This window comes from Ignavibacteriales bacterium (genome assembly GCA_026390595.1).
GTDB lineage: Bacteria > Bacteroidota > Ignavibacteria > UBA10030 > UBA10030 > UBA9647.
Genome location: JAPLFQ010000032.1, coordinates 46,481 through 66,011, shown reverse-complemented (window position 1 = coordinate 66,011; position 19,531 = coordinate 46,481). Strand labels below are relative to the sequence as shown.

At 54.0% G+C, this 19,531-nt stretch carries 13 protein-coding genes; 11 read left to right on the top strand and 2 right to left on the bottom strand.

Annotated elements, in window-relative coordinates; genetic code table 11:
* The first annotated feature begins 139 nt into the window (after nucleotides 1–139).
* The 3 genes from NTU47_17270 to nagB all read left to right on the top strand — a co-directional run bounded on the left by NTU47_17270 (nucleotide 140) and on the right by nagB (nucleotide 4,443).
* Nucleotides 140–2,134, top strand: coding sequence for a DUF4954 family protein (locus NTU47_17270; protein MCX6135560.1), 1,995 nt, complete (start codon nucleotides 140–142; stop codon nucleotides 2,132–2,134).
* A 95-nt stretch (nucleotides 2,135–2,229) separates the two neighbouring features.
* Nucleotides 2,230–3,612 (top strand): hypothetical protein, encoded by a 1,383-nt coding sequence (locus NTU47_17265; GenBank protein ID MCX6135559.1) that lies wholly within the window; start codon nucleotides 2,230–2,232, stop codon nucleotides 3,610–3,612.
* An 18-nt stretch (nucleotides 3,613–3,630) separates the two neighbouring features.
* Complete coding sequence (nagB, locus tag NTU47_17260) at nucleotides 3,631–4,443, top strand: glucosamine-6-phosphate deaminase (protein MCX6135558.1); 813 nt, start codon at nucleotides 3,631–3,633, stop codon at nucleotides 4,441–4,443.
* An 80-nt stretch (nucleotides 4,444–4,523) separates the two neighbouring features.
* On the opposite strand, the gene NTU47_17255 is transcribed toward nagB, so the two are convergent.
* The gene (locus tag NTU47_17255; GenBank protein MCX6135557.1) at nucleotides 4,524–5,816 is read right to left on the bottom strand and encodes a DUF1343 domain-containing protein; all 1,293 of its coding nucleotides are present in this window, start codon (nucleotides 5,814–5,816) and stop codon (nucleotides 4,524–4,526) included.
* A 164-nt stretch (nucleotides 5,817–5,980) separates the two neighbouring features.
* The gene (locus NTU47_17250) at nucleotides 5,981–9,100 is read right to left on the bottom strand and encodes an alpha-mannosidase (protein ID MCX6135556.1); all 3,120 of its coding nucleotides are present in this window, start codon (nucleotides 9,098–9,100) and stop codon (nucleotides 5,981–5,983) included.
* Between the two features lie 714 nt (nucleotides 9,101–9,814).
* On the opposite strand from NTU47_17250, the gene NTU47_17245 reads away from it, so the two are divergent.
* The 8 genes from NTU47_17245 (at nucleotide 9,815) to NTU47_17210 (ending at nucleotide 19,476) form a co-directional block, all read left to right on the top strand.
* Complete coding sequence (locus NTU47_17245) at nucleotides 9,815–11,605, top strand: amidohydrolase (protein MCX6135555.1); 1,791 nt, start codon at nucleotides 9,815–9,817, stop codon at nucleotides 11,603–11,605.
* Between the two features lie 89 nt (nucleotides 11,606–11,694).
* On the top strand, nucleotides 11,695–12,105 hold the full coding sequence (locus NTU47_17240; protein MCX6135554.1) for a hypothetical protein: 411 nt from the start codon (nucleotides 11,695–11,697) through the stop codon (nucleotides 12,103–12,105).
* A 208-nt stretch (nucleotides 12,106–12,313) separates the two neighbouring features.
* A complete protein-coding gene (locus tag NTU47_17235; GenBank protein MCX6135553.1) occupies nucleotides 12,314–12,991 on the top strand; it encodes a hypothetical protein in 678 nt (225 codons plus the stop codon).
* Entirely contained in the window at nucleotides 12,988–13,878 is an 891-nt protein-coding gene (prmC, locus tag NTU47_17230) for a peptide chain release factor N(5)-glutamine methyltransferase (protein MCX6135552.1), read from the top strand. The genes NTU47_17235 and prmC overlap by 4 nt, the downstream gene beginning before the upstream one ends.
* A 57-nt stretch (nucleotides 13,879–13,935) precedes the next feature.
* Nucleotides 13,936–14,391, top strand: coding sequence for a D-aminoacyl-tRNA deacylase (gene dtd / locus NTU47_17225; protein MCX6135551.1), 456 nt, complete (start codon nucleotides 13,936–13,938; stop codon nucleotides 14,389–14,391).
* Between the two features lie 20 nt (nucleotides 14,392–14,411).
* The gene (locus NTU47_17220) at nucleotides 14,412–15,314 is read left to right on the top strand and encodes an alkaline phosphatase family protein (protein ID MCX6135550.1); all 903 of its coding nucleotides are present in this window, start codon (nucleotides 14,412–14,414) and stop codon (nucleotides 15,312–15,314) included.
* 5 nt (nucleotides 15,315–15,319) lie between these two features.
* Nucleotides 15,320–17,734, top strand: a complete 2,415-nt coding sequence (locus NTU47_17215) for a DNA internalization-related competence protein ComEC/Rec2 (GenBank protein ID MCX6135549.1) — start codon at nucleotides 15,320–15,322, stop codon at nucleotides 17,732–17,734.
* A 98-nt stretch (nucleotides 17,735–17,832) separates the two neighbouring features.
* Nucleotides 17,833–19,476 carry a methylmalonyl-CoA mutase family protein gene (locus NTU47_17210; protein ID MCX6135548.1) on the top strand — a complete coding sequence of 548 codons (1,644 nt, stop codon included), beginning with the start codon at nucleotides 17,833–17,835 and terminating at the stop codon, nucleotides 19,474–19,476.
* Nucleotides 19,477–19,531 lie beyond the last annotated feature (55 nt).

The window sequence follows — 19,531 nt, the reverse complement described above, 5'->3', positions numbered from 1 at the left end:
AATTGCTGTTTTGGTAGAATCTTGTACCATCGTTGTGATGTCCGCCAGATCATCGGCAGAGATTTCCCGTTGATCTCGTTCCTGCAACGTGCTGGGCGTTTCTCCTGAATTCAAAACTGAAACCACGCGCGGTCCTTCTATGACATATCATCAACTCACCAACGAACAAACGAAAACTCTCGTGCAACAGGGTTGCACTGCAGCCGACTGGGGGCAGATCACTATCTCGCCGGGATGCGACGTGGCGAGAATACGGAATGCGCACTTTTCAGGAATCGTCCGTATCGGCGATACGAGCGGCATGCAGAATGTTGACGCAATCGAAATGCCGAACGGCATCTATTCGGCATCCATCGCCGGATGCGACATCGGAGACAATGTGCGGATCGCGAATATCGGATCCGTTGTAGCGAACTACGTTATAGAGAATGACGTCCTCATTCAAGATGTCGCGGCTCTGGTCGCTGATGCAGGGGCATCGTTCGGCAACGGGATCGAGCTCGAAACGATCAATGAAGGGGGAGGGAGGGGCGTCCGAATTCTCAACGATCTCACATCTCAGACCGCCTACGTTCAGGGAATGATCCGGCACAACACCGAATTCACAAAAAAGCTCGAAGAACTGGTCGAAGCGAAAGCGAAGGAGGCCAAGGCAGAGAAGGGACGCGTCAGCAGCGGAGCGAGGATAGTGCATTGTGGGACGATTCACAACGTGAACTTCGGCGTCAAAGCAAATGTCCATGGTACGCAGTTCCTCGAAAATGGTACGATCAACAGCTGTGCGGAACATCCGTCCGAGATTGGCGAGGGAGTACAGGCGAAATCGTTCATCCTGTCCGAAGGAGCCCGGGTGGAAAGCGGTGCGGTGCTCGACAAGGTTTTTGTCGGTCAGGCCGTCAAGATGGGAAAGCAGTTTTCCGCCGAGAATTCTCTGTTCTTCGCGAATTGCGAAGCGTTTCACGGCGAGGCCGTATCGCTCTTTGGCGGACCTTATACCGTCACACACCATAAGTCAACACTTCTGATTGCGGGAGTGTTCTCTTTCTATAATGCAGGGAGCGGGACAAACCAGAGCAATCACATGTACAAGCTCGGCCCGGTCCATCAGGGCATTCTCGAACGTGGATCGAAGACCGGCTCGTTCTCGTATCTTCTGCTTGAAGCGCATATCGGGGCGTTTAGTGTCGTGATCGGCAAGCACTATGCAAACCTTGACCTGCCGAACCTCCCATTCTCTTATATTTCAGAAGAGGATGGAAATTCAAAGGTTGTTCCCGGCATGAACCTGGTGTCGGTCGGAACCGTGCGGGATGGAGAGAAATGGCCGAAACGTGACGGCCGCAAGGCGCCGAAGAAACGCGATCTGATTATCTTTGATGTCTTTTCTCCCTACACCGTCGAGAAGATGAGACGCGGACGGGACGATCTTCTTGCTCTCAGCGTGAGCGTTCCGAAGGAGAAATCGTACGTGACCTACGGTGGCGCACAGTTGAGCCGGTTGCTGTTGAAAAAAGGGGCCAAGTTCTACTCTCTTGCGATCACCCGCTACCTTCAGGACAAGGTAATGCAGCGAATCCAGCAAGCACTCACAAATGAAAAGAACTGGTCCGCTGCGATGGCATCATTGAAACCGGCGGCGATTCTCCAACACTCCGCCCAATGGACCGACATCAGCGGGCTGTTGACGCCGTCCGAGCGAATGGTTTCCCTCGAGACACGTGTCGCAGCGGGGGCGGTGTCCTCGTACGAGGCGTTGCTTGTGGAATTTCAGGCGATGTACGATGCATATCGTACTGACGAATGGCAGTACGTGTATGAAGCGTATGCGAAGGAGTACGGCATTCAGCTCGAGAATGTGACGAAGGATCAGCTGCTCGCGGCCGCGGACGATTGGGAGAATGCCGCGACATCGCTGCAGGGGATCATCATCGAAGATTCTAAGAAGGAATTCGGTACCTTCGCGAAGATCGGCTACGGGCTTCATCAGTCGGGCGAAGATATGCAGAAGGACTTTGAAGCCGTTCGGGGCACGATCGAGACGAACGGCGTCGTGCAGAAGCTTGCCGCAGAGGGAGCGGCGATTCGAACGCGGAAAGAGCAATTCAGGGCCTTGATAGCATCAAGCACTGTCTAGGTTTCGCTGTGCCCCGGCTGACCGTGAATGCGTTGGCAGCGTGAATGGTGGGGGAACGGGCGAAGCCATGACTCTACACAACAGGAGGAGTAGCGATGAAGACCTACGAGCTGAAGGACGTGTCATCCCCCAATCTTCTTGAGGAGTCATTTCCCTACACGCTTCCCCCGCTCATCAATTTCGAGGGGAAGATCCACGAACTGATCGACGGGAAGATTGTCGAGTTCGATCCTCACGAGGTGAAGACGCGCGATATTCACATCACCGACACGACGTTTCGCGATGGGCAGCAAGCGCGCCCGCCGTATACGCTGGAGCAGATGGTCGCTCTCTTTGAGATGATGTCACGACTCGGTGGTCCGAACGGCGTTATCCGCCAATCGGAGTTTTTCCTGTACACGAAAAATGACCGCGCCACGATCGATGCCTGTCGTGCACTCAATCTCCGTTATCCCGAAATCACCGGATGGATTAGGGCGAACAAGGGGGATTTCCGCCTTGTGAAGGAAATGGGGTTGAAAGAAACCGGCATGCTCACGTCATCGTCGGACTACCATATTTTTCACAAGCAGAATCAGACGCGCAAACAGGCGATGGATCAGTATGTAGAGGTCGTCGAAGCCGCATTTGAGGCTGGCGTCCGGCCGCGCTGCCATCTGGAAGATGTAACACGCGCAGATCTTGCAGGGTTTGTCTACCCGTTCGTACAGAGACTCGAGCGTCTCAGCGAGCAGGTCCCCGACCATATGAAAGTAAAAATCCGTCTGTGCGACACGATGGGGTTCGGTATTTCGTATCCGAACGCAGCCGAACCGCGGTCGATCCCGAAGATGATATGGCGGTTAAGAAACGAAATCGGAGTCTCGGCAGACCGGCTCGAGTGGCACGGTCACAATGATTTTCACAAGGTTCACACCAACGGCGCGAGCGCATGGATTTATGGATTGAATGCACTGAACTCCACGCTGTTCGGCTTTGGGGAGCGGACGGGAAATCCGCCGCTCGAAGGAGCGGTCATCGAGTACGTCGCACTCAAAGGCGGACTCAACGGCGTGAATCTCCAGGTAATTACGGAACTGGCGCAATACTACGAGAAGGTCATCGGTACGCAGCTCACGACGAATTATCCGTTCGTGGGAAGAGATTTCAACACAACGCGGGCCGGCATCCACGCCGGCGGTCTCAGGAAGTTTGAGCAGATCTACAATATTTTCGACACGACGGCGCTTCTGAACCGTCCGCCACGCGTTTCCATTACGGACAAATCGGGATCCGATGGTGTCGCCCTCTGGGTGAACGAATTCCTCGGGCTCAAAGGCGAAGAACGATTGACTGTGATGAAGGTGGCGAAGATTTTCCGATGGGTGATGGACCAGTACGAGAAGGATGGAAGGATGTCGTCCATCACAGATCAGGAACTGGAAGAACAAGTAAAGCTTCACTTGCCGGATTACTTCAACAAATACAAAAAGAACTAAGGAAGGCAGGTAACTCGCATGAGAGTCATCATACAATCTGATTATGATCTGGTCAGTAAATGGGTTGCATCGTACGTGGTCCGCAAGATCCGCGATTTCAACCCGGCGCCGGATAGGCCGTTTGTGCTTGGACTTCCCACCGGATCATCGCCCCTTGGAACCTACAAGGAACTGGTGGCAATGCACAAGGCTGGCAAGGTGTCGTTCCAAAACGTCGTATCGTTCAATATGGACGAGTATATCAACCTCGCCGAAGATCATCCTGAGAGCTACCACTCATTCATGTGGAACAACTTCTTCAAGCATATCGATATCAAGAAGGAAAACGTCAACATCCTGAACGGGAACGCGAAGGACCTTGAGAAGGAATGCACCGACTACGAGGCCCGGATCAAGAAGATCGGCGGCATCCACCTGTTCCTCGGCGGCATCGGGCCCGATGGCCACATCGCATTCAATGAGCCGGGATCATCGCTTTCTTCAAGGACACGAGTGAAGACCCTGACGCTGGACACGATTATTGCCAACGCCCGATTCTTTGACAACGACACGGCGAAGGTGCCGAAGACTGCATTGACCGTCGGCGTGGCAACAGTCCTCGATGCGAAAGAAGTGCTGATCATTATCAATGGCTACAAGAAGGCGCGTGCGCTGGCGAACGTTGTCGAAGGCGGCGTGAATCACATGTGGACGGTGAGCGCCCTCCAGCTTCATCCGCACGGCATCATCGTCACCGACGACGAGGCAACGCTGGAGCTGAAGGTTGGGACGGTGAAGTATTTCAAGGATATCGAGTCGCCGAATCTCGATCCTGGGACTCTGCTTCGTTAAGCGGGGCTGAAGCAGATGGAATGAAAAACGGGCGAGGATTACTCGCCCGTTTGTTTTTGATGCATACTGATGTGTTCTGCTCACCGGTAGAGCAGATACTTGCTGCTTCGTTCTGCGAACCGGGTTAGCTCATCCCCCCATGAAGAGTAGATTTCCCGGGGCCGAGCTCCGGCTCGAATCATCTTCAGAAATCTCTTCGTTCCGGTCAGCCTTTCGATTACGTTTTCGTCCCACGCCATTTTGTCAGCATGCAGTGTATGGAATGCCCAAACCAGCGCAATGCCGGCCCTGTAAGGTCTCACCTTGTTCCGATCGGTCACGTGGACGAAAATCCCTTTGCATGGCTGCCCGCTCAGTTCAGGCTCGCGGCTCAGATGAGGCTTCTTCTCGGGAGTGAATTCCACCGGTTCGAACACGACTCCATCGAGATGAAGATCATTGAGCAATTCTGCGGCTTTGAGGTGATCGATCCATGGAGCGCCGACATATTCAAAAGGTCTGTCCGTCCCGCGTCCCTCCGATATGTTGATACCTTCGAACAGGCATGTCCCCGTGTATGCGATAACCGAGCTGAGCGTGATGAGATTCGGTGACGGCTTTCTCCATGGCAATCCTGTATCGTCAAACCACATCCGTCGGTTCCATCCCTTCATCTCAACAACGTGAAGCTTCCCCCGGCGTCCTCCGCGCAGCATGGTCTCATCGTTGTACATCCGGGCAAGTTCTCCCATAGTCATCCCGTGAAGCACTGGTATCTTGCCAAAAGACCCGAAGCGGTAGAGGAACTCGTCATCAGGGAGGAAACCGTCCGGTTGCAGTCCGGTGAGCGGATTGGGGCGGTCGAGCACAATGACCTCTTTGTTATTCTCCGCCGCTGCCTCCATTACGAATCCGAGAACATTGACATGCTCGTAGAACCGCGTGCCGACCTCCTGAATGTCGAACACGATGACATCGACGTCGCGCAGCATATCGGCAGTGGGCTTGTGGACGTCGCCATAGAGCGAATACTTCACGAGGCCGGTCTCTTTGTCTACATCTTGTTCTTTGTCGCGTGGAAGTGAATAGTCGTTCGTCCTGATATTGAACTCCATGCCGAAGAGAACCATCAGCCTGGTGTTTTTGTATCTGAAGAGCGCGTCGGCGAGATGTGTGCCATCCGAGAGTCGCCCGCTGTGGTTGGAGACGAGGGCCAGCCTCTTCCCGTTGATCAGGTGGCTGTATTCGGACAGGAGTCTGTCAGCCCCGACCTGAACCTCCAGGTATTCTGGCAACTGAGCAATGCCAGTAAACGCTCCGGGTGAGAAAGCGAGAGAGACAGTAAGCAGGATTCCAAACAGAGTGTTCCAGATACCGCTCTTGCGTGTTTTCATATGGGCATTTGAAAAAGAGGCCGGTGTTTTCTGTCTCGGTACTCGGAAGTGCGGTACTGCGGAAGCGGATGAATGTTCAGGGAAGAGGGAAGCTGATGGCGCCACAGCTCCGGGATCTGACGGCCCGCGCCTGTCCAAATAGTCCGGCTTGTACGACCCGAGAACTATCGTTTCGTCCTGAACTTCACCTTCAATGTCTTGATCTCGAAGGGGGAGAATTTCAGCGACAGCTTCATCTTGGCGATCTTCAGAGTTGCCACTTCTTGTTCCAGCAGGTCGCATTCGGTAGCGGCATCTGCTCGTACGCCGAAGGTGAGCGTCGTCTTGACCGATTGGCCGTACGCTTCGTGGAGACGAACGATCACATCGTCTGAATCCTCCGCCTTCTTGATGCTGTCGATCACAATCCCCGGGCTTGAGACCGAGAACAACCATGGCAGAGAACCAGCTGTTCCGGGTGTTACGATGCATGGGTGATTCAACTCCCGGGCGCGCTGAATGGTCTCTCCGCCCCGCCAGTCTTTCGAATGAGGATAGAGAGCGTACGTGAAGACATGATCGCCCTGATCCGTCAGTCGGTCGTCGTTGAGCCGCGACGGGTCGAGGGGGTGTGGGTGATGTGGAGAGCGCAGCAGCGTGAGGCGGATCGTGGTGCCGGAAGCGTCATAGCCGTACTTGCAGTCGTTCAGAAGGCTCACGCCGAACTTCTGTTCCGAGAGATCAACCCATTGCTGCGCGGGAACCTCGAACTTCGCCTTTTGACGGGCGTCGCCGCTCTTGGTAGATCGCTGCAGGGCGCCGAATTGAATTTCGTATGTTGCGGCGTGCGTCTTCACGTTGAGCGGGAAAGCGGCCTTCAGGAGTGTTTGCCGCTCCTTCCAGGACACGGATGTTTCGAAATCAATCCTGGGAGATTTGTGATAGAAATGGATATCCTGTGTGAGGCGTGATCCAGTATCTGATTTCAGTTCCAGTCTGACCGTTGCGCGCAGGGGTCCATCTTCAACTGTGCGAAGGCGCTCGAGCTTGAAAAGGTCAACGGGCCTGCTCATATAATCTGCTTCTATGTCCCAGGCTTCCCATTGTTTCGGGATATCCTTGTATGCCTGAAAGTGATTGATACGGGCGCCTTTCGCAACAAGCTCGCGTCTAAGCGTCTTGTCGTGAAGCGAAGAAATCCCGCCGCGTGAATCGAACCGAACGCGGTACCTTGGCGTCTCCACGAGACGATTCGTCATCTTCCAGGGGCTTGGAGGAGCGGGCTTCGCGTCTGATGGTGTGACGATGAGTTGCCCAAACGACAGGGGAGGGATGTTTTCAGCATAGCAAAGGACTTGAACGATTCCCTTGCGCCGGCCGAGGACTTGGTTCTCCACCGCATTGCCATTCCCGTCCGTAACGACGAACGATTTCGCCTGTGAATTCAACTCCAGAATGATGTACTCGTTGCGCTGCCAACCAAGGGGATTGAACGCGGCGAAACGGAAGTCCGTCTGCGGTTTCTTCTTTCCTTCTTTTGTGATCAGTCCCGAGAGGGCATGAGCCTGAATCGTCTGGCACGAAGAGCGGAGAGCGGCAAAGTCTTTCCGAACATCCTCGTACGCTTCCGCAATAGATGTACCCGGGACAATATCATGGAACTGATTGACGAGGAGTTTCTTCCAGGCACGCTCAATCTGTTGCTGAGGATATCTTCTCGAGGCGCCTTTATTGCCGACCAGCATGCCGACCACGGCGAGCAGCTCCGTTGCATACAGCAGAGCTTCTGATTGGCGATTCTCGCGCTTCACCCAGCCGTGTGTCGTGAACGTGCCACGATGCTTCTCGAGGTACAGTTCGTCATTCCAGGTCTCGAATTCCTTCGCGTGTTCTTCAACGGTCTTGAAGAATTGCCCCGTCGTCGAGAGTGCTGAGCCGGGAAGTCCAACAACGGACTTGACGACCCGTGTTGTGTCGAGCTGGTCCGCCGTCGGTCCTCCACCCCCATCGCCATAGCCAAAAGTCTGGATTGTGTGCGGACTTGTTTCCTTCTCCTGGTAGCTCTCCCAGCTTTTCTTGAGATCTTTCGGTGTCACGGATCCTTCCAGACCGACCGCGGGGATGTGCGCCAGGACTTTCGAACCATCGATTCCCCGCCACCAGAACGTATTGTGGGGAAATGGATTTGTATCGTTCCAGGTGAGTTTCGTCGTGAAGAAATACCTGATCCCCGATTTCTTCATGATCTGTGGCAGCGCCCAGCTGTAGCCGAATGTGTCGGGGAGCCACAGAATGTCGGAATCAACGCCGAATTCATTCCTGAAGAACCGCTTGCCATGCAGCACTTGACGGACAAGTGCTTCGCCGTTCGGGATATTGCAGTCTGGTTCAACCCACATGGAGCCAATTGCCTGCCATCGGCCTTCGGCGATTCGCTGCTTGATTTCCTTGAAAACGTCGGGGTAGTGTTCCTTGGTGAGATGATACAGAAATGCCTGACTCTGGCTGAAGGTGAATTCCGGATACTGCTCCATGAGCCTCAGGGCAGTTGAAAATGTCCGGGCGCATTTCTTTTTTGTTTCCTGGAGCCGCCACAGCCAGACCACGTCGATGTGAGATTGAGCGACGAGATGGATAAGCCCGGGAATTGTGGTCTTGTAATCCGCCTCAAGTGTCCGGGTAAGAAAATTGTATGCTCTCCCGATCGCGTTTGGATATTCTTCACCGTCAGGTTTGAAGTATTTGAGAAAAATCAGGGTTTGCCTGATGAGTTCCTTGATGTCCTTTGTTTCGTGAGACGTGGGGCCGAGAATTTTCTCGAGATCATGCAGGGCCGTCAGCCCGTTATGGAGTGCCCTGGCAACGGGATTGAGAACAACGAGCTGTGCGGAGTTGAACGTGCTAAGATCTTTCTTTCGTCCGCTATACGCTTCAAGGGCAATCAGAAAAGACTGATTTGTGCGAGCTTTGTCTGTGAGGAGCACTTCCTGATGGTTCTTGTCGATTCCCTGAAATGCCTTTCCATTTACGTAGAGGAGGGCGTCAGACATTTCGAAGACGAGACCTAATCTCTTTCCTGCATACGCTTCAGGAATCACAACCCTCCGGCGAAACCAGACGGTCTTGTCATATCCACCCCACGGGGCAGGAATAGTGTATTTCCACCAGGTGTTGTCGTTCAGCGTCGGTGAGCCGCCGTTTGGCAATTCCCCTTCCTTCAGTTTCCATTCCGAAAGCGGAAGAGGGTTCTGGTGAATATGGCTCTTTATAAAGGGGAGCGTCTGGGCAAGAAGATCTATGTGCATTGGTCCTGTCGTTTCCCTGAAATTTACTGTCTTGAGCTCGTTTTTGCGAAATGCAGGTGGAAAATAGGGATTGTTGAGCGACTTGTCAAGGCCGTTTACTCCCAATAGATTAAGTCCCTTGGATAAGGTATCTCTTGATATTTGGGCCGAAATCGGCCTTCCTGCCATCATTAGCCGGCCAATCAGAAAAAGCAGTTTCTGCAAGAAGTCATCTGACAAAAATCGCCTAATTCCGAGGTCAGCTAAAAAGGTGCCAACCGAAAACGAGATGACGCCGAGCATTGACGCTCTGTTCGAAATTGTTGATACTGCTGCGTCAGGACGTGACCAACAAACATGAGGAAGTGGCGCGACCAGATTATTGTCGAGCGTCGCGAACCAAAAGGGAAGATTCCATGATCCCAACGACAATTCGAGGACGGCGACCCTGTTGTCTTCCAGTTGTTCCTGATAGCACACGCCCTTTTTAATTGCAATTCCACTTCACGTGAGCTACCTTTAGCCGTACCCTCACGTGTTCGATGATTCATCACGCACGACCGTTCGACATCATTGGCCGTTTCCGCACCGATACTTGGGCTGCTCTGCCGGATGAGAATTATGTGGGCGATAGGAGTGCACGAAGATGTCGGTGGCAAGTGTACTCGCCGAAAACCTGATTCTGACGCGGAGATTACGGTCCGGTCAATTCAAAACTGACTCCCCGGAAAACTCATGAATACACAATTAGCCTGGTTCATACTATTCTTCGTGTGTATCGCTCTTTGCACATACCTATTCCTTCACACCGTTCCCGAGCCCGCTGACGTGCTGTATGTCAATGGTCGCATCTACACGATGGACGGGAGAATGAATGTCGCAGAAGCGCTGGCCACGCGCGGGGACCGTATTGTCGCGATTGGTTCGAAGCATGATCTCGAAGGAAGCGTCCGGGCAAAACAAGTGATCGACCTCGGTGGAAAAACAGTGCTGCCCGGCTTCATTGATGCCCATGCCCATCTCATGAGTCTGGGGGTATCCAAGATAACTGTCGATTTGGTGGGGGCGTCATCTGAAGCAGTTGTTGCAGGTCTTGTGGTCCAACGAGTGCAACGAACGGAACAGGGTCAGTGGGTCCGGGGCAGAGGGTGGGATCAGAACTTGTGGCCGACGAAGCGATTTCCGACACACGAAGTTCTTGACAAGATTTCTCCAAACAATCCGGTTTATCTGGCCCGCGTCGACGGGCACGCCGCATGGATCAACAAGAAAGGTCTGGAAATTGCCGGAATCACCAAAGAAACACCAGATCCGGCAGGTGGAAAAATCGAACGGGACAAGTCGGGGAATCCGACAGGCGTATTCGTAGACAACGCCATGTCGCTGGTGAGCAAGTTTCTTCCCCCGCCATCCGTCAAGGAATCTGAGGAGGCCATCAAACTGGCGGTCGGGGAATGCCTGCAGTTTGGCATCGTGTGTATGGATGACATGGGGGTTGATGCAAAGGATATTGAGATCTACAAAGGGTTGATCGACAAGAAAGAGTTTCCGTTCAGAGTGTATACCGCGATTGAAGGATTGGGGGAAACGTGGGATCAGTACACGAAAAAGACGGAGTCCGGTCCGGCAAAGGGGAGATTGTCAGGCTATGGCGACAATCGACTCTGGGTGAGGGCCCTCAAACTGTATGTGGATGGGGCTCTCGGTTCGCGGGGGGCTGCCCTCCTGGAACCGTACAGCGACGATCCGGGCAATAGAGGACTGACGGTGACCGATGAAAAATCGCTCAGACAGGCGGTTGATGAAGCACTGGCGAACGGATTCCAGGTCTGCACACACGCCATTGGAGACCGTGCCAACAAGATTATTCTTGCCGTATATGAGGCGGCACTGAAAGATCATCCTGTTGCTGACCATCGACTGAGAGTCGAGCATGTCCAGGTTCTCGCGCTTGAGGATATCCCTCGTTTCAAAAAGCTGGGCATCATACCGAGCATGCAGCCAATTCATTGTACATCGGATATGTACTGGGCAGAAGCGCGACTGGGATCGGCCAGAATCCTGGGTGCGTACGCTTGGCGCTCGCTGCTGGAGACCGGAGTTATCATTCCCGGAGGATCGGATTTTCCGGTTGAAAGCCCCAATCCAATACTCGGAATCTATGCAGCGGTAACGAGGCAGGACCTTGCCGGGAAGCCGAAAAACTCCCAGGATATTCGGGCTTTTTTTGAGCTTTCATCGGGTGGGGTTCGTGACACCGCCGCATTTGAAAACGGCTGGTACGCGTCGCAGAAAATGACACGTGAGGAATCAATTCGAGCATACACATCCTGGGCTTCATACGCGGCCTTTCAAGAACATCTCTTGGGGTCATTGGAGAAAGGCAAATTGGCGGATTTTGTCATTCTGTCGAAAGACATCATGAGAATTGAATCACACGAAATTCCCACGACGGTTGTGGAAAAGACCATCGTCGGGGGAACCGTTGTGTACGCACGCGCACAGGAAACAGTGAAGCGCAATTGAGCGGGCGAGTGAGTGTTGTTTTTACATTGAAAAAGTCGTACGTTTTACACACAACTATCGCCGTATTCGTTGAAGGAAAATAGCTAGAGATGCCCTACAAAGTTCTGGTTGCTGATGATGATGACGGGCAACGCAGATCCCACGGATTTGCGCTCGAAGTGTGTACGGCGATCCTCGAAGATGAAATTACAATCGTCGAGACGGCGACGAGCGTTGAAACGTGGGAAAAGATTAGGTCTGAGCTTTTTAACCTCGTCATTCTCGACAACGACTTTAAAGACACGCACCTAAAGGGCCATCTTCCCGGCATTGCGCTCCTCCAGCTTGCGCGCCGAGAGGGCGTGAACAAGAGCACGCCGATATTTTTCTGCAGCGCAGACGCCTACGACACTCTCAAGTCAATGGTCGAGAAATTTGGCGGATCTTATATGCCAAAGGTGGGGTATGACATCGAGAAGTCGGCCCAGCTTTTCGCCGACAAGATGAAGAAGAAAAAGTGAGTCTCTCAACACTGCTTTGCGAATCTCCCGCGGGTCGACATTGTTCGACCCGTTGTCGTTTGTAGACCGCCTTCCACGTAGTCTCGCCTTGGAAACGGATCACTACATTTGCGTTTCATCGGACTGCAAATTGGCTTGCTTGCGCTTTCCTCTAAATAACTTTACATTCATTCAAAGAAATCTCACGTGCTTTGGTTCGGAGGATTGAGTGTACGAGCGCTGTCTGAATGAAGCTGAACGTATATTGGCGACAGACAAGGATGTCATCGTCCCGGTGAAAAAGATCTGGGAGGCGATGGACAGGCAGGGGAAGAAGCAGGGATTCGAAATCCCTTCGCTTCCTGATTTCACAGCCCTGCTCGAAGGCGATACGCGATTCGAATTCATGCCATCCCTCGACGAGAATGGTGAACCGTTCGACGGTTCACAGCGTGAAGAATCCGAACAGCAGGAAGAACTCGAGACGCTCGGATTCTACTCCGGCGATCGCGTGAAGCTGAAAAGTGTCGAGCTCACCCCAGAGATACTCGGCGGGATGATCCGGCGCAAGGTGGACCTGACGATGACCGCTTTGACAAAAGCGTGGGAGCGCCGTCCGGAGGGAGACCAGGACACGGAAGACCAGTTACTTGAGATTCTCGCGAGGACGCAGAAACTCCAACGCGAAGTCAAGAAGACCTTTTCGGCTGACAAAATGAAAGAGTTGGAAACAGTTCTTGGCAAGACCGCCAAGAGGCCTTCTGCCGGCAAATCAAAGAAGCCCGCTGCGAAGGAGCGGCCGTCGGCAAAAGTGAAGTCAAGAAAGAAATCCCGGCCACGTACCGTCAATTCCCGCGCAAAGAAACGGGCCGCACACCCAAAGTCCAAACGATCTCCCCGAACATGACGCTTCAACAGGTGCCGCAGTCTTGGACTATCCGGGACCTGATGAAGTTCTCGATCGACTATCTCCAACGTCACGGGTTCGACGAAGCTCGCCTCACGGTCGAGCTTCTCCTTTCGCATGCTCTCCATTGCCAGCGTATCGAGCTCTACACGCGGTTCGACCAACCGCTCAGCAAGGACGAACTGAAAGGTTTCCGAACCCTCTTCGAGCGCCGCCTGCAGCACGAACCAGTCCAGTATATAGTCGGTTCCGCGGGATTCATGGGCATGCAGTTTCAAGTTGATCCACGATCGCTCATTCCCCGGCCCGAAACCGAAACACTTGTCGAACAAATCATGCTTGTCTGTGGCCGAAGGCCTGAGGGAAGCCCGGTAACCGTCCTCGAAGTCGGTACCGGGAGCGGCAATATTGCAGTCTCAGTCGCGAAGCTGGTGCGAAACGCTCATGTGACGAGTATCGACGTGGATAGAGAGGCCCTCGAAGTTGCGAGGGGAAACATTTCGGCGCATGGAGTCACCGAGCGAGTTGTTCTCAGGGAGTTGTCGGTCTTTGATTCCATTGTGGAAGCGTTTTCGCAGAAGTTCGATTTGCTCGTCAGCAATCCGCCGTACGTTTCGGCTCAGGAATGGGAGCAGCTAGCTCCGGAGATCAGGAACCATGAACCGCTCACGGCGGTCAGCGATGCCGGGGATGGGTTCGCGTTCTACCGTCGAATGGCCGAGATCGGACGCTCCCTTCTCCGCGAGAACGGATGGATCCTCGTCGAGGTCGGACACGAGCAGTCGGAAACTGTCGTCGGAATATTCAGGAAGGCTGGCTTCGCGGACCTTTCGGTCGCCAAAGACCTACAGGGGATTCCAAGGATCGTATTGGGGCAGTCCGCGTGATTAGAAGTGACTCACAAGATGAGGTGAGCAACGATTCTGCATTGAGGGCAAGGAGCAATGAGAGCGCTCATACAACGGGTGAAGCGGTGTTCGGTCACAATCGATGGATCGATGCACAGTGCCATCGGGCCGGGAGTCCTGGTTCTTCTCGGCGTGAAACAAGGAGATCAGGCGGCTGATGCCGAGTATCTTGCCGACCGGTGTGCGGCATTGAGGATCTTCGAAGATGCTCAGGGCAAAATGAATCTCTCGGTCAAGGATGTCGGGGGATCGGTGATGGTGGTTTCCCAGTTCACTCTGTACGGCGATACGAGAAAGGGGAACCGCCCCAGTTACAGCGAGGCTGCAGCTCCTGAATCGGCAGAATTGCTGTATGATCATTTCGCAGGGCGGATCAAGGAATTGCTCGGCGCCGAAAAAACCGCCACAGGCGTTTTTCGGGCAATGATGAATGTCGAACTGGTCAATGACGGACCTGTCACTGTGATGGTCGAGAGCAAAACGGGCACTTAGCCCGATCAGAAGGGTGGGACGTGCGAACACTGTTCCTGTTTCTTGACGGCGTGGGACTTGGAAAAGCTGACCCGGATGTCAATCCTTTGTTCCGGGCACGACTCCCTCATCTGCGGTCGCTGTTGGGAGGCAAGCTTCCTCATCTCGGCCTTCGAAGAATTGCATCCGATCTCGCCGTCGCCATTCCCTTGAATGCCACCCTGGGTGTCGAGGGATTGCCGCAAAGTGGTACGGGACAGGCGACATTGTTCACCGGTGTCAACGCGTCGAAGCTGATGGGTCGCCACTTCGGACCGTATGCTGCAACACCGCTTCATCCGCTTATTGAATCGAACAACATCTTCCGGCAATACAAGTCGAGAGGACGAACAGTCTGTTTCGCAAATGCATTTCCGAAGCAGTTCTTCGAGTATGCGGCTTCCGGTAAAAGAAGACTGAGCGTTACGACACTCTCATGCAGGTACGCTGAAGTGCCGTTGCAGCACGCCGAATCCCTTGGCCGGGATGAATCGGTGTCCGCCGACATCACCCGGGCTCGCTGGCCCGAACTTGGATATCCGGATCTTCCTATCATCACTCCGCGGGAGGCCGGCAAGCATTTATGGAGTATCACGGCAAGGCACGCGTTCACGCTCTTCGAATACTGGTTGACGGACTATGCCGGCCATGGAAGAGACATGGCGATTGCCGTTGAAACGCTCGAACGTTTCGATGGTATGCTCGGAGGGCTGCTCGAAAATTTCGACCATCGGGAGTGTACCCTCATTTTGACCAGCGATCACGGCAATATTGAAGACCTTTCGACAAAATCCCACACCCGTAATCCCGTCCCCTGCATTCTTGCAGGGCGAAAACACCGGGACCTCAGCACAGTTCTGAAAAACCTCGTTCACGTAACTCCTGCGCTTCTCGCCTCACTGTAAATCGCATGACCACATCTCCGTGGAGCCGGAGACCAGCGGTACGGGCAGTGTTGTTGTTCACTTCGGGCATCATCCTGTCCACATTCTTCCGGCCGACAATCATTTCAGTCTTCAGCGCGATCAGCATCCTCGCGGCGCTTTTCGTGTTCTCGCGGGTGAGGGTCTCCTCATCAATACTTCCGTCGCTGTATGTCCACGCGGTTATGGTATTGCTTGGGTTGCTCCTGAGCATCGCGCGGCAAGACCAGATACAGAACGACATCCTGGGGCCGAGATACTTTGGCGAACGCATACTCATTCATGGCAGAATCGAGTCGGAGCCGGTGAAAAGGGGAGCCCGAGCGGACATGATTGTCCGCACCGAGTCCATCCGCAGGGATTCGGCTGAGATTCAGGCTCAGCGGCGTCTTCTCGTCCAGATCGTGCGGAAGGCACACTGGTCGGATCCGGACTCGCTCGCGATAGGTGATCGGATCATGATCGAAGGGTATCTCGAAGCACTTCCAGGTGCGCGCAATCCGGGAGAGTTCGATTATGGCCGCTACCTGGCGTTGAACGGGATACAAGGGTTCGTCACCGTCCGAGACACGAATTCAATTTCCCTCCTGGCAAGACCCGGTTCGTTCAGCCTCTCTGAGATTTCCGCCAAAGCGCAAAATAACATTTACAGTATTTATGACCGCTTTCATGGCCAAGGAGAGGCGAGCTTTCTCAAAGGTGTCGTGTTCGGATACCGCGGTGATCTATCCGCTGAGGTGAAAAAGGCATTTATGGACACCGGAACGATTCATATTCTCGCGGTCTCGGGATCGAATGTCGTCGTTGTAGCCCTGATTTTCTATTCGCTCATCGGCTTTCTGCGTGTCTCACCACGCGCTGCGACTGGTCTTACGCTGGTGGGATTGCTCTGGTACATGGTGATGACCGGAATGAGTCCTTCTGTCGTCCGGGCAACGATCATGGCTGGATCGATTCTTGTCGGGAATGTAATTGGCAGGAAGGGTGACATCTACAACTCGCTTGCCTTCGCGGCGTTGGTCATGCTGCTGTGGGACCCGTTGTACCTTCTGGATGTGGGTTTTCAGCTCTCCTTCGCAGCAGTACTTTCCATCGTATATTTCTTCCCAAAGCTTGAACCGCTGATTAGCCTTCTTCCGGCGAAGCTGGTTCGAATCACGGGGGTCGACTCGACATTGAAGCTTTTCGCAGTATCAGTTGCGGCACAAATAGGCACTCTGCCGTTTTCCGCCTACTACTTCGGTCAGGTGTCACCTGTTTCAATTCTCGCGAATCTGGTCGTTGTACCGGTCAGCGGATTGAATACACTTCTTGGGTTTGCCACGCTCGGGGCCGCCTACATTTCCGGCTGGCTCGCTTCATCCTATGCGGCTCTCAACGACCTCCTGGTTTCACTCCTCTTGAAATTCGTCACATGGAGTGCAAGCGTTCCGTATGCGCATATGGAGACCGTGGGTGTAGGAGCTATGTCCGCCGTCTTCTATTACGCAACGGTAGCAGCGCTCTTCAATCGGCGAAATCCTCGAGTTGTGGTATGGGCTTTCGGTGTAATCTTGTTGGGAATGAATGTGTCCTTCTATGCAGAAGCCTTCACCCGGCGTGGCGGCATGTTCACCGTGACCGTCATCGATGTGGGCCAGGGGGATGCGCTCCTTCTCGAGTTTCCCAACAACCGGCGAGTCATGATAGACGCGGGACCGACCTACAGCCAGGGCGACGCTGCTCAGAGAACCATTGCTCCCTATCTCAAGAAGAGGGGGATACGGGCTCTTGACGCTCTTATCCTGTCACATCCACACGATGATCATATCGGCGGGTGTATCTCTCTGCTCAAGAGCATTCGTGTGGGATCTCTTATTGTTGCTGATACTGCCCCCGTTTCGAAATCGTACGAAGCGGTGCTCAGCGCTGTCAGAGAAAGGGGGATCCCGATTTCTGTTGTTCGCGCCGGTGAAAGCTTGCAATTTGACCCTGCGACGCGCATCTTTGTGCTCCAGCCGGGGTCTGTGCTTGCAGGGGGTGACCTCAATAATCAATCGCTTGTTCTGAAAACGTGTTATGGCTCAACGTCGTCGATACTCACCGGCGATGCAAGCACTGAGGTCGAGGATCGAATTCTTCGCACGTCCACTGATTTGTTGATGAGCGACGTGCTCAAAGTCGCTCACCATGGTGCGGCGACGAGTTCGAGTGAGGGATTCCTGAAGGCTGTTCGGCCGTCGCTGGCTCTGATATCGGTTGGTCGGCTGAACAAGTTCAAGCACCCATCGCGCGCGGTTCTATCTCGCTACGGGCAACTTGGCATTCCCATTCGCCGGACGGATCTGGATGGAGCCGTGATCCTGCAGAGCGATGGGATGAAAATCCGTCTGATTCCCTGGATCCGATCGGGATTGATCTGAGAGAAGCATGGGACTACAGTCACGGAGTTGCACATGTGGGACAATGCTGTTGCGGTTGGGATGTCTGGAATCATCAAATCGGTATACTGGAGGTCGTGATGGAAGATCAATTCAAAGAGGAACGGGCACGATGGGCGAAGGAACGTCTCCGCCCGGCTCTTGAGAAGCTCCCGGGGCGAAAGGAATCAGTCGAGACGGACTCGGGCATTCCGGTTGAGCCTCTCTACCTGCCGTTCGCGATGGATTATCAGTCTCAACTGGGGTTTCCCGGAGAGCCTCCGTTTACGAGAGGAGTGTATCCCGCGATGTACCGCAACAGACACTGGACCATGCGCCAGTATGCCGGGTTCGGGACTGCAGAGGAGTCAAATCGGCGATACCTCTACTTGATTGATCAGGGGACCACGGGGTTGTCCGTCGCGTTCGACCTGCCGACGCAGATCGGGTATGATTCCGACCATGAACTCGCCGAAGGAGAAGTCGGGAAAGTCGGAGTGGCGATTGACACGCTGGCAGATATGGAAACGCTCTTCAGCGGCATTCAGCTTGACAAAGTGACTACCTCGATGACGATCAATGCAACGGCGGCAATCATGCTCTGCATGTATGTTGCCGTGGCAAAGAAGCAGGGAGTGAACCTCAAGAACATTTCGGGCACAATTCAAAACGACATTCTGAAAGAGTACATCGCCCGCGGAACGCACATCTTTCCTCCGAAGCCTTCGATGCGACTTGTGACCGATGTCTTCGAGTGGTGCAGTCAGCACCTGCCACGCTGGAACACGATCTCGATCAGCGGATATCACATCCGCGAAGCCGGGTCCACCGCGGTGCAGGAACTCGCGTTCACGTTGACGAACGCCATCGCATATGTTCAGGCGGCGATCGACAGGGGCCTGAACGTTGACAAGTTCGGGTCGCAGTTGTCGTTCTTCTTCAACGCCCACAGTAATTTCTTTGAAGAAATCGCCAAGTTCCGGGCGGCACGAAGACTCTGGGCGAGGATCATGAAGGAGCGATTCGGGGCGAAGCTGGAAGAGACCATGAAGCTGCGGTTCCATGCTCAAACTGCCGGATCAACGCTCACAGCTCAGCAAATAGACAACAACGTTGTCCGTGTTACTCTTCAGGCGCTTGCAGCGGTGCTTGGAGGATGTCAGTCCCTCCACACTAATTCACGCGACGAAGCCCTCGCCCTGCCAACTGAGGACTCGGTTCGTCTCGCGCTCAGGACGCAGCAAATTATCGCAAATGAATCAGGCGTCACTGATACCATCGATCCTCTTGGCGGCTCGTACTACGTGGAATCGCTCACGAATGAAATCGAGAGCCGCGTATGGGAACACATCAGGAAGGTCGACGAGCTGGGCGGAGCGGTGTCCGCGATCGAACAGCAGTTCTACCAGACGCAGATAGCTGAGAGCGCTTACAAGTATCAGGTGGCGATCGAGCGGAAGGAGAAGATCATCGTCGGAATGAATGAATACAAGGTCGGCGATGAAGAGATGCCTCCCATTCTCCATATCGGCGAGGGAACGCGGGCGAAACAGATCGGAAAACTCCGTGAGATCAAGGCCGCGCGGGACCAGCGGAAGGTGGACGAGTCCTTGAAGCAACTGCATGCGAACGCAGGGACGGATCAGAATCTTGTTCCATACCTGCTCGATGCCGTTGAGGCGTATGCGACGATCGGCGAGATTTCGGACGAGCTTCGAAGTGTATGGGGAGAGTACGACAAGTAGTCTGATGACAAAGCCTGCTGTGACCGTCACCTTTCAGCGCGGTGCTTTGTCTCTT

Excerpts from the sequence above, each read along its gene's own strand:
- NTU47_17270 (MCX6135560.1), top strand. The coding sequence starts at position 140 with ATGACATATCATCAACTCACCAACGAACAAACGAAAACTCTCGTGCAA.
- NTU47_17265 (MCX6135559.1), top strand. The coding sequence starts at position 2,230 with ATGAAGACCTACGAGCTGAAGGACGTGTCATCCCCCAATCTTCTTGAG.
- nagB (MCX6135558.1), top strand. The coding sequence starts at position 3,631 with ATGAGAGTCATCATACAATCTGATTATGATCTGGTCAGTAAATGGGTT.
- NTU47_17255 (MCX6135557.1), bottom strand. The coding sequence starts at position 5,816 with ATGAAAACACGCAAGAGCGGTATCTGGAACACTCTGTTTGGAATCCTG.
- NTU47_17250 (MCX6135556.1), bottom strand. The coding sequence starts at position 9,100 with ATGCACATAGATCTTCTTGCCCAGACGCTCCCCTTTATAAAGAGCCAT.
- NTU47_17245 (MCX6135555.1), top strand. The coding sequence starts at position 9,815 with ATGAATACACAATTAGCCTGGTTCATACTATTCTTCGTGTGTATCGCT.
- NTU47_17240 (MCX6135554.1), top strand. The coding sequence starts at position 11,695 with ATGCCCTACAAAGTTCTGGTTGCTGATGATGATGACGGGCAACGCAGA.
- prmC (MCX6135552.1), top strand. The coding sequence starts at position 12,988 with ATGACGCTTCAACAGGTGCCGCAGTCTTGGACTATCCGGGACCTGATG.
- dtd (MCX6135551.1), top strand. The coding sequence starts at position 13,936 with ATGAGAGCGCTCATACAACGGGTGAAGCGGTGTTCGGTCACAATCGAT.
- NTU47_17215 (MCX6135549.1), top strand. The coding sequence starts at position 15,320 with ATGACCACATCTCCGTGGAGCCGGAGACCAGCGGTACGGGCAGTGTTG.
- NTU47_17210 (MCX6135548.1), top strand. The coding sequence starts at position 17,833 with ATGGAAGATCAATTCAAAGAGGAACGGGCACGATGGGCGAAGGAACGT.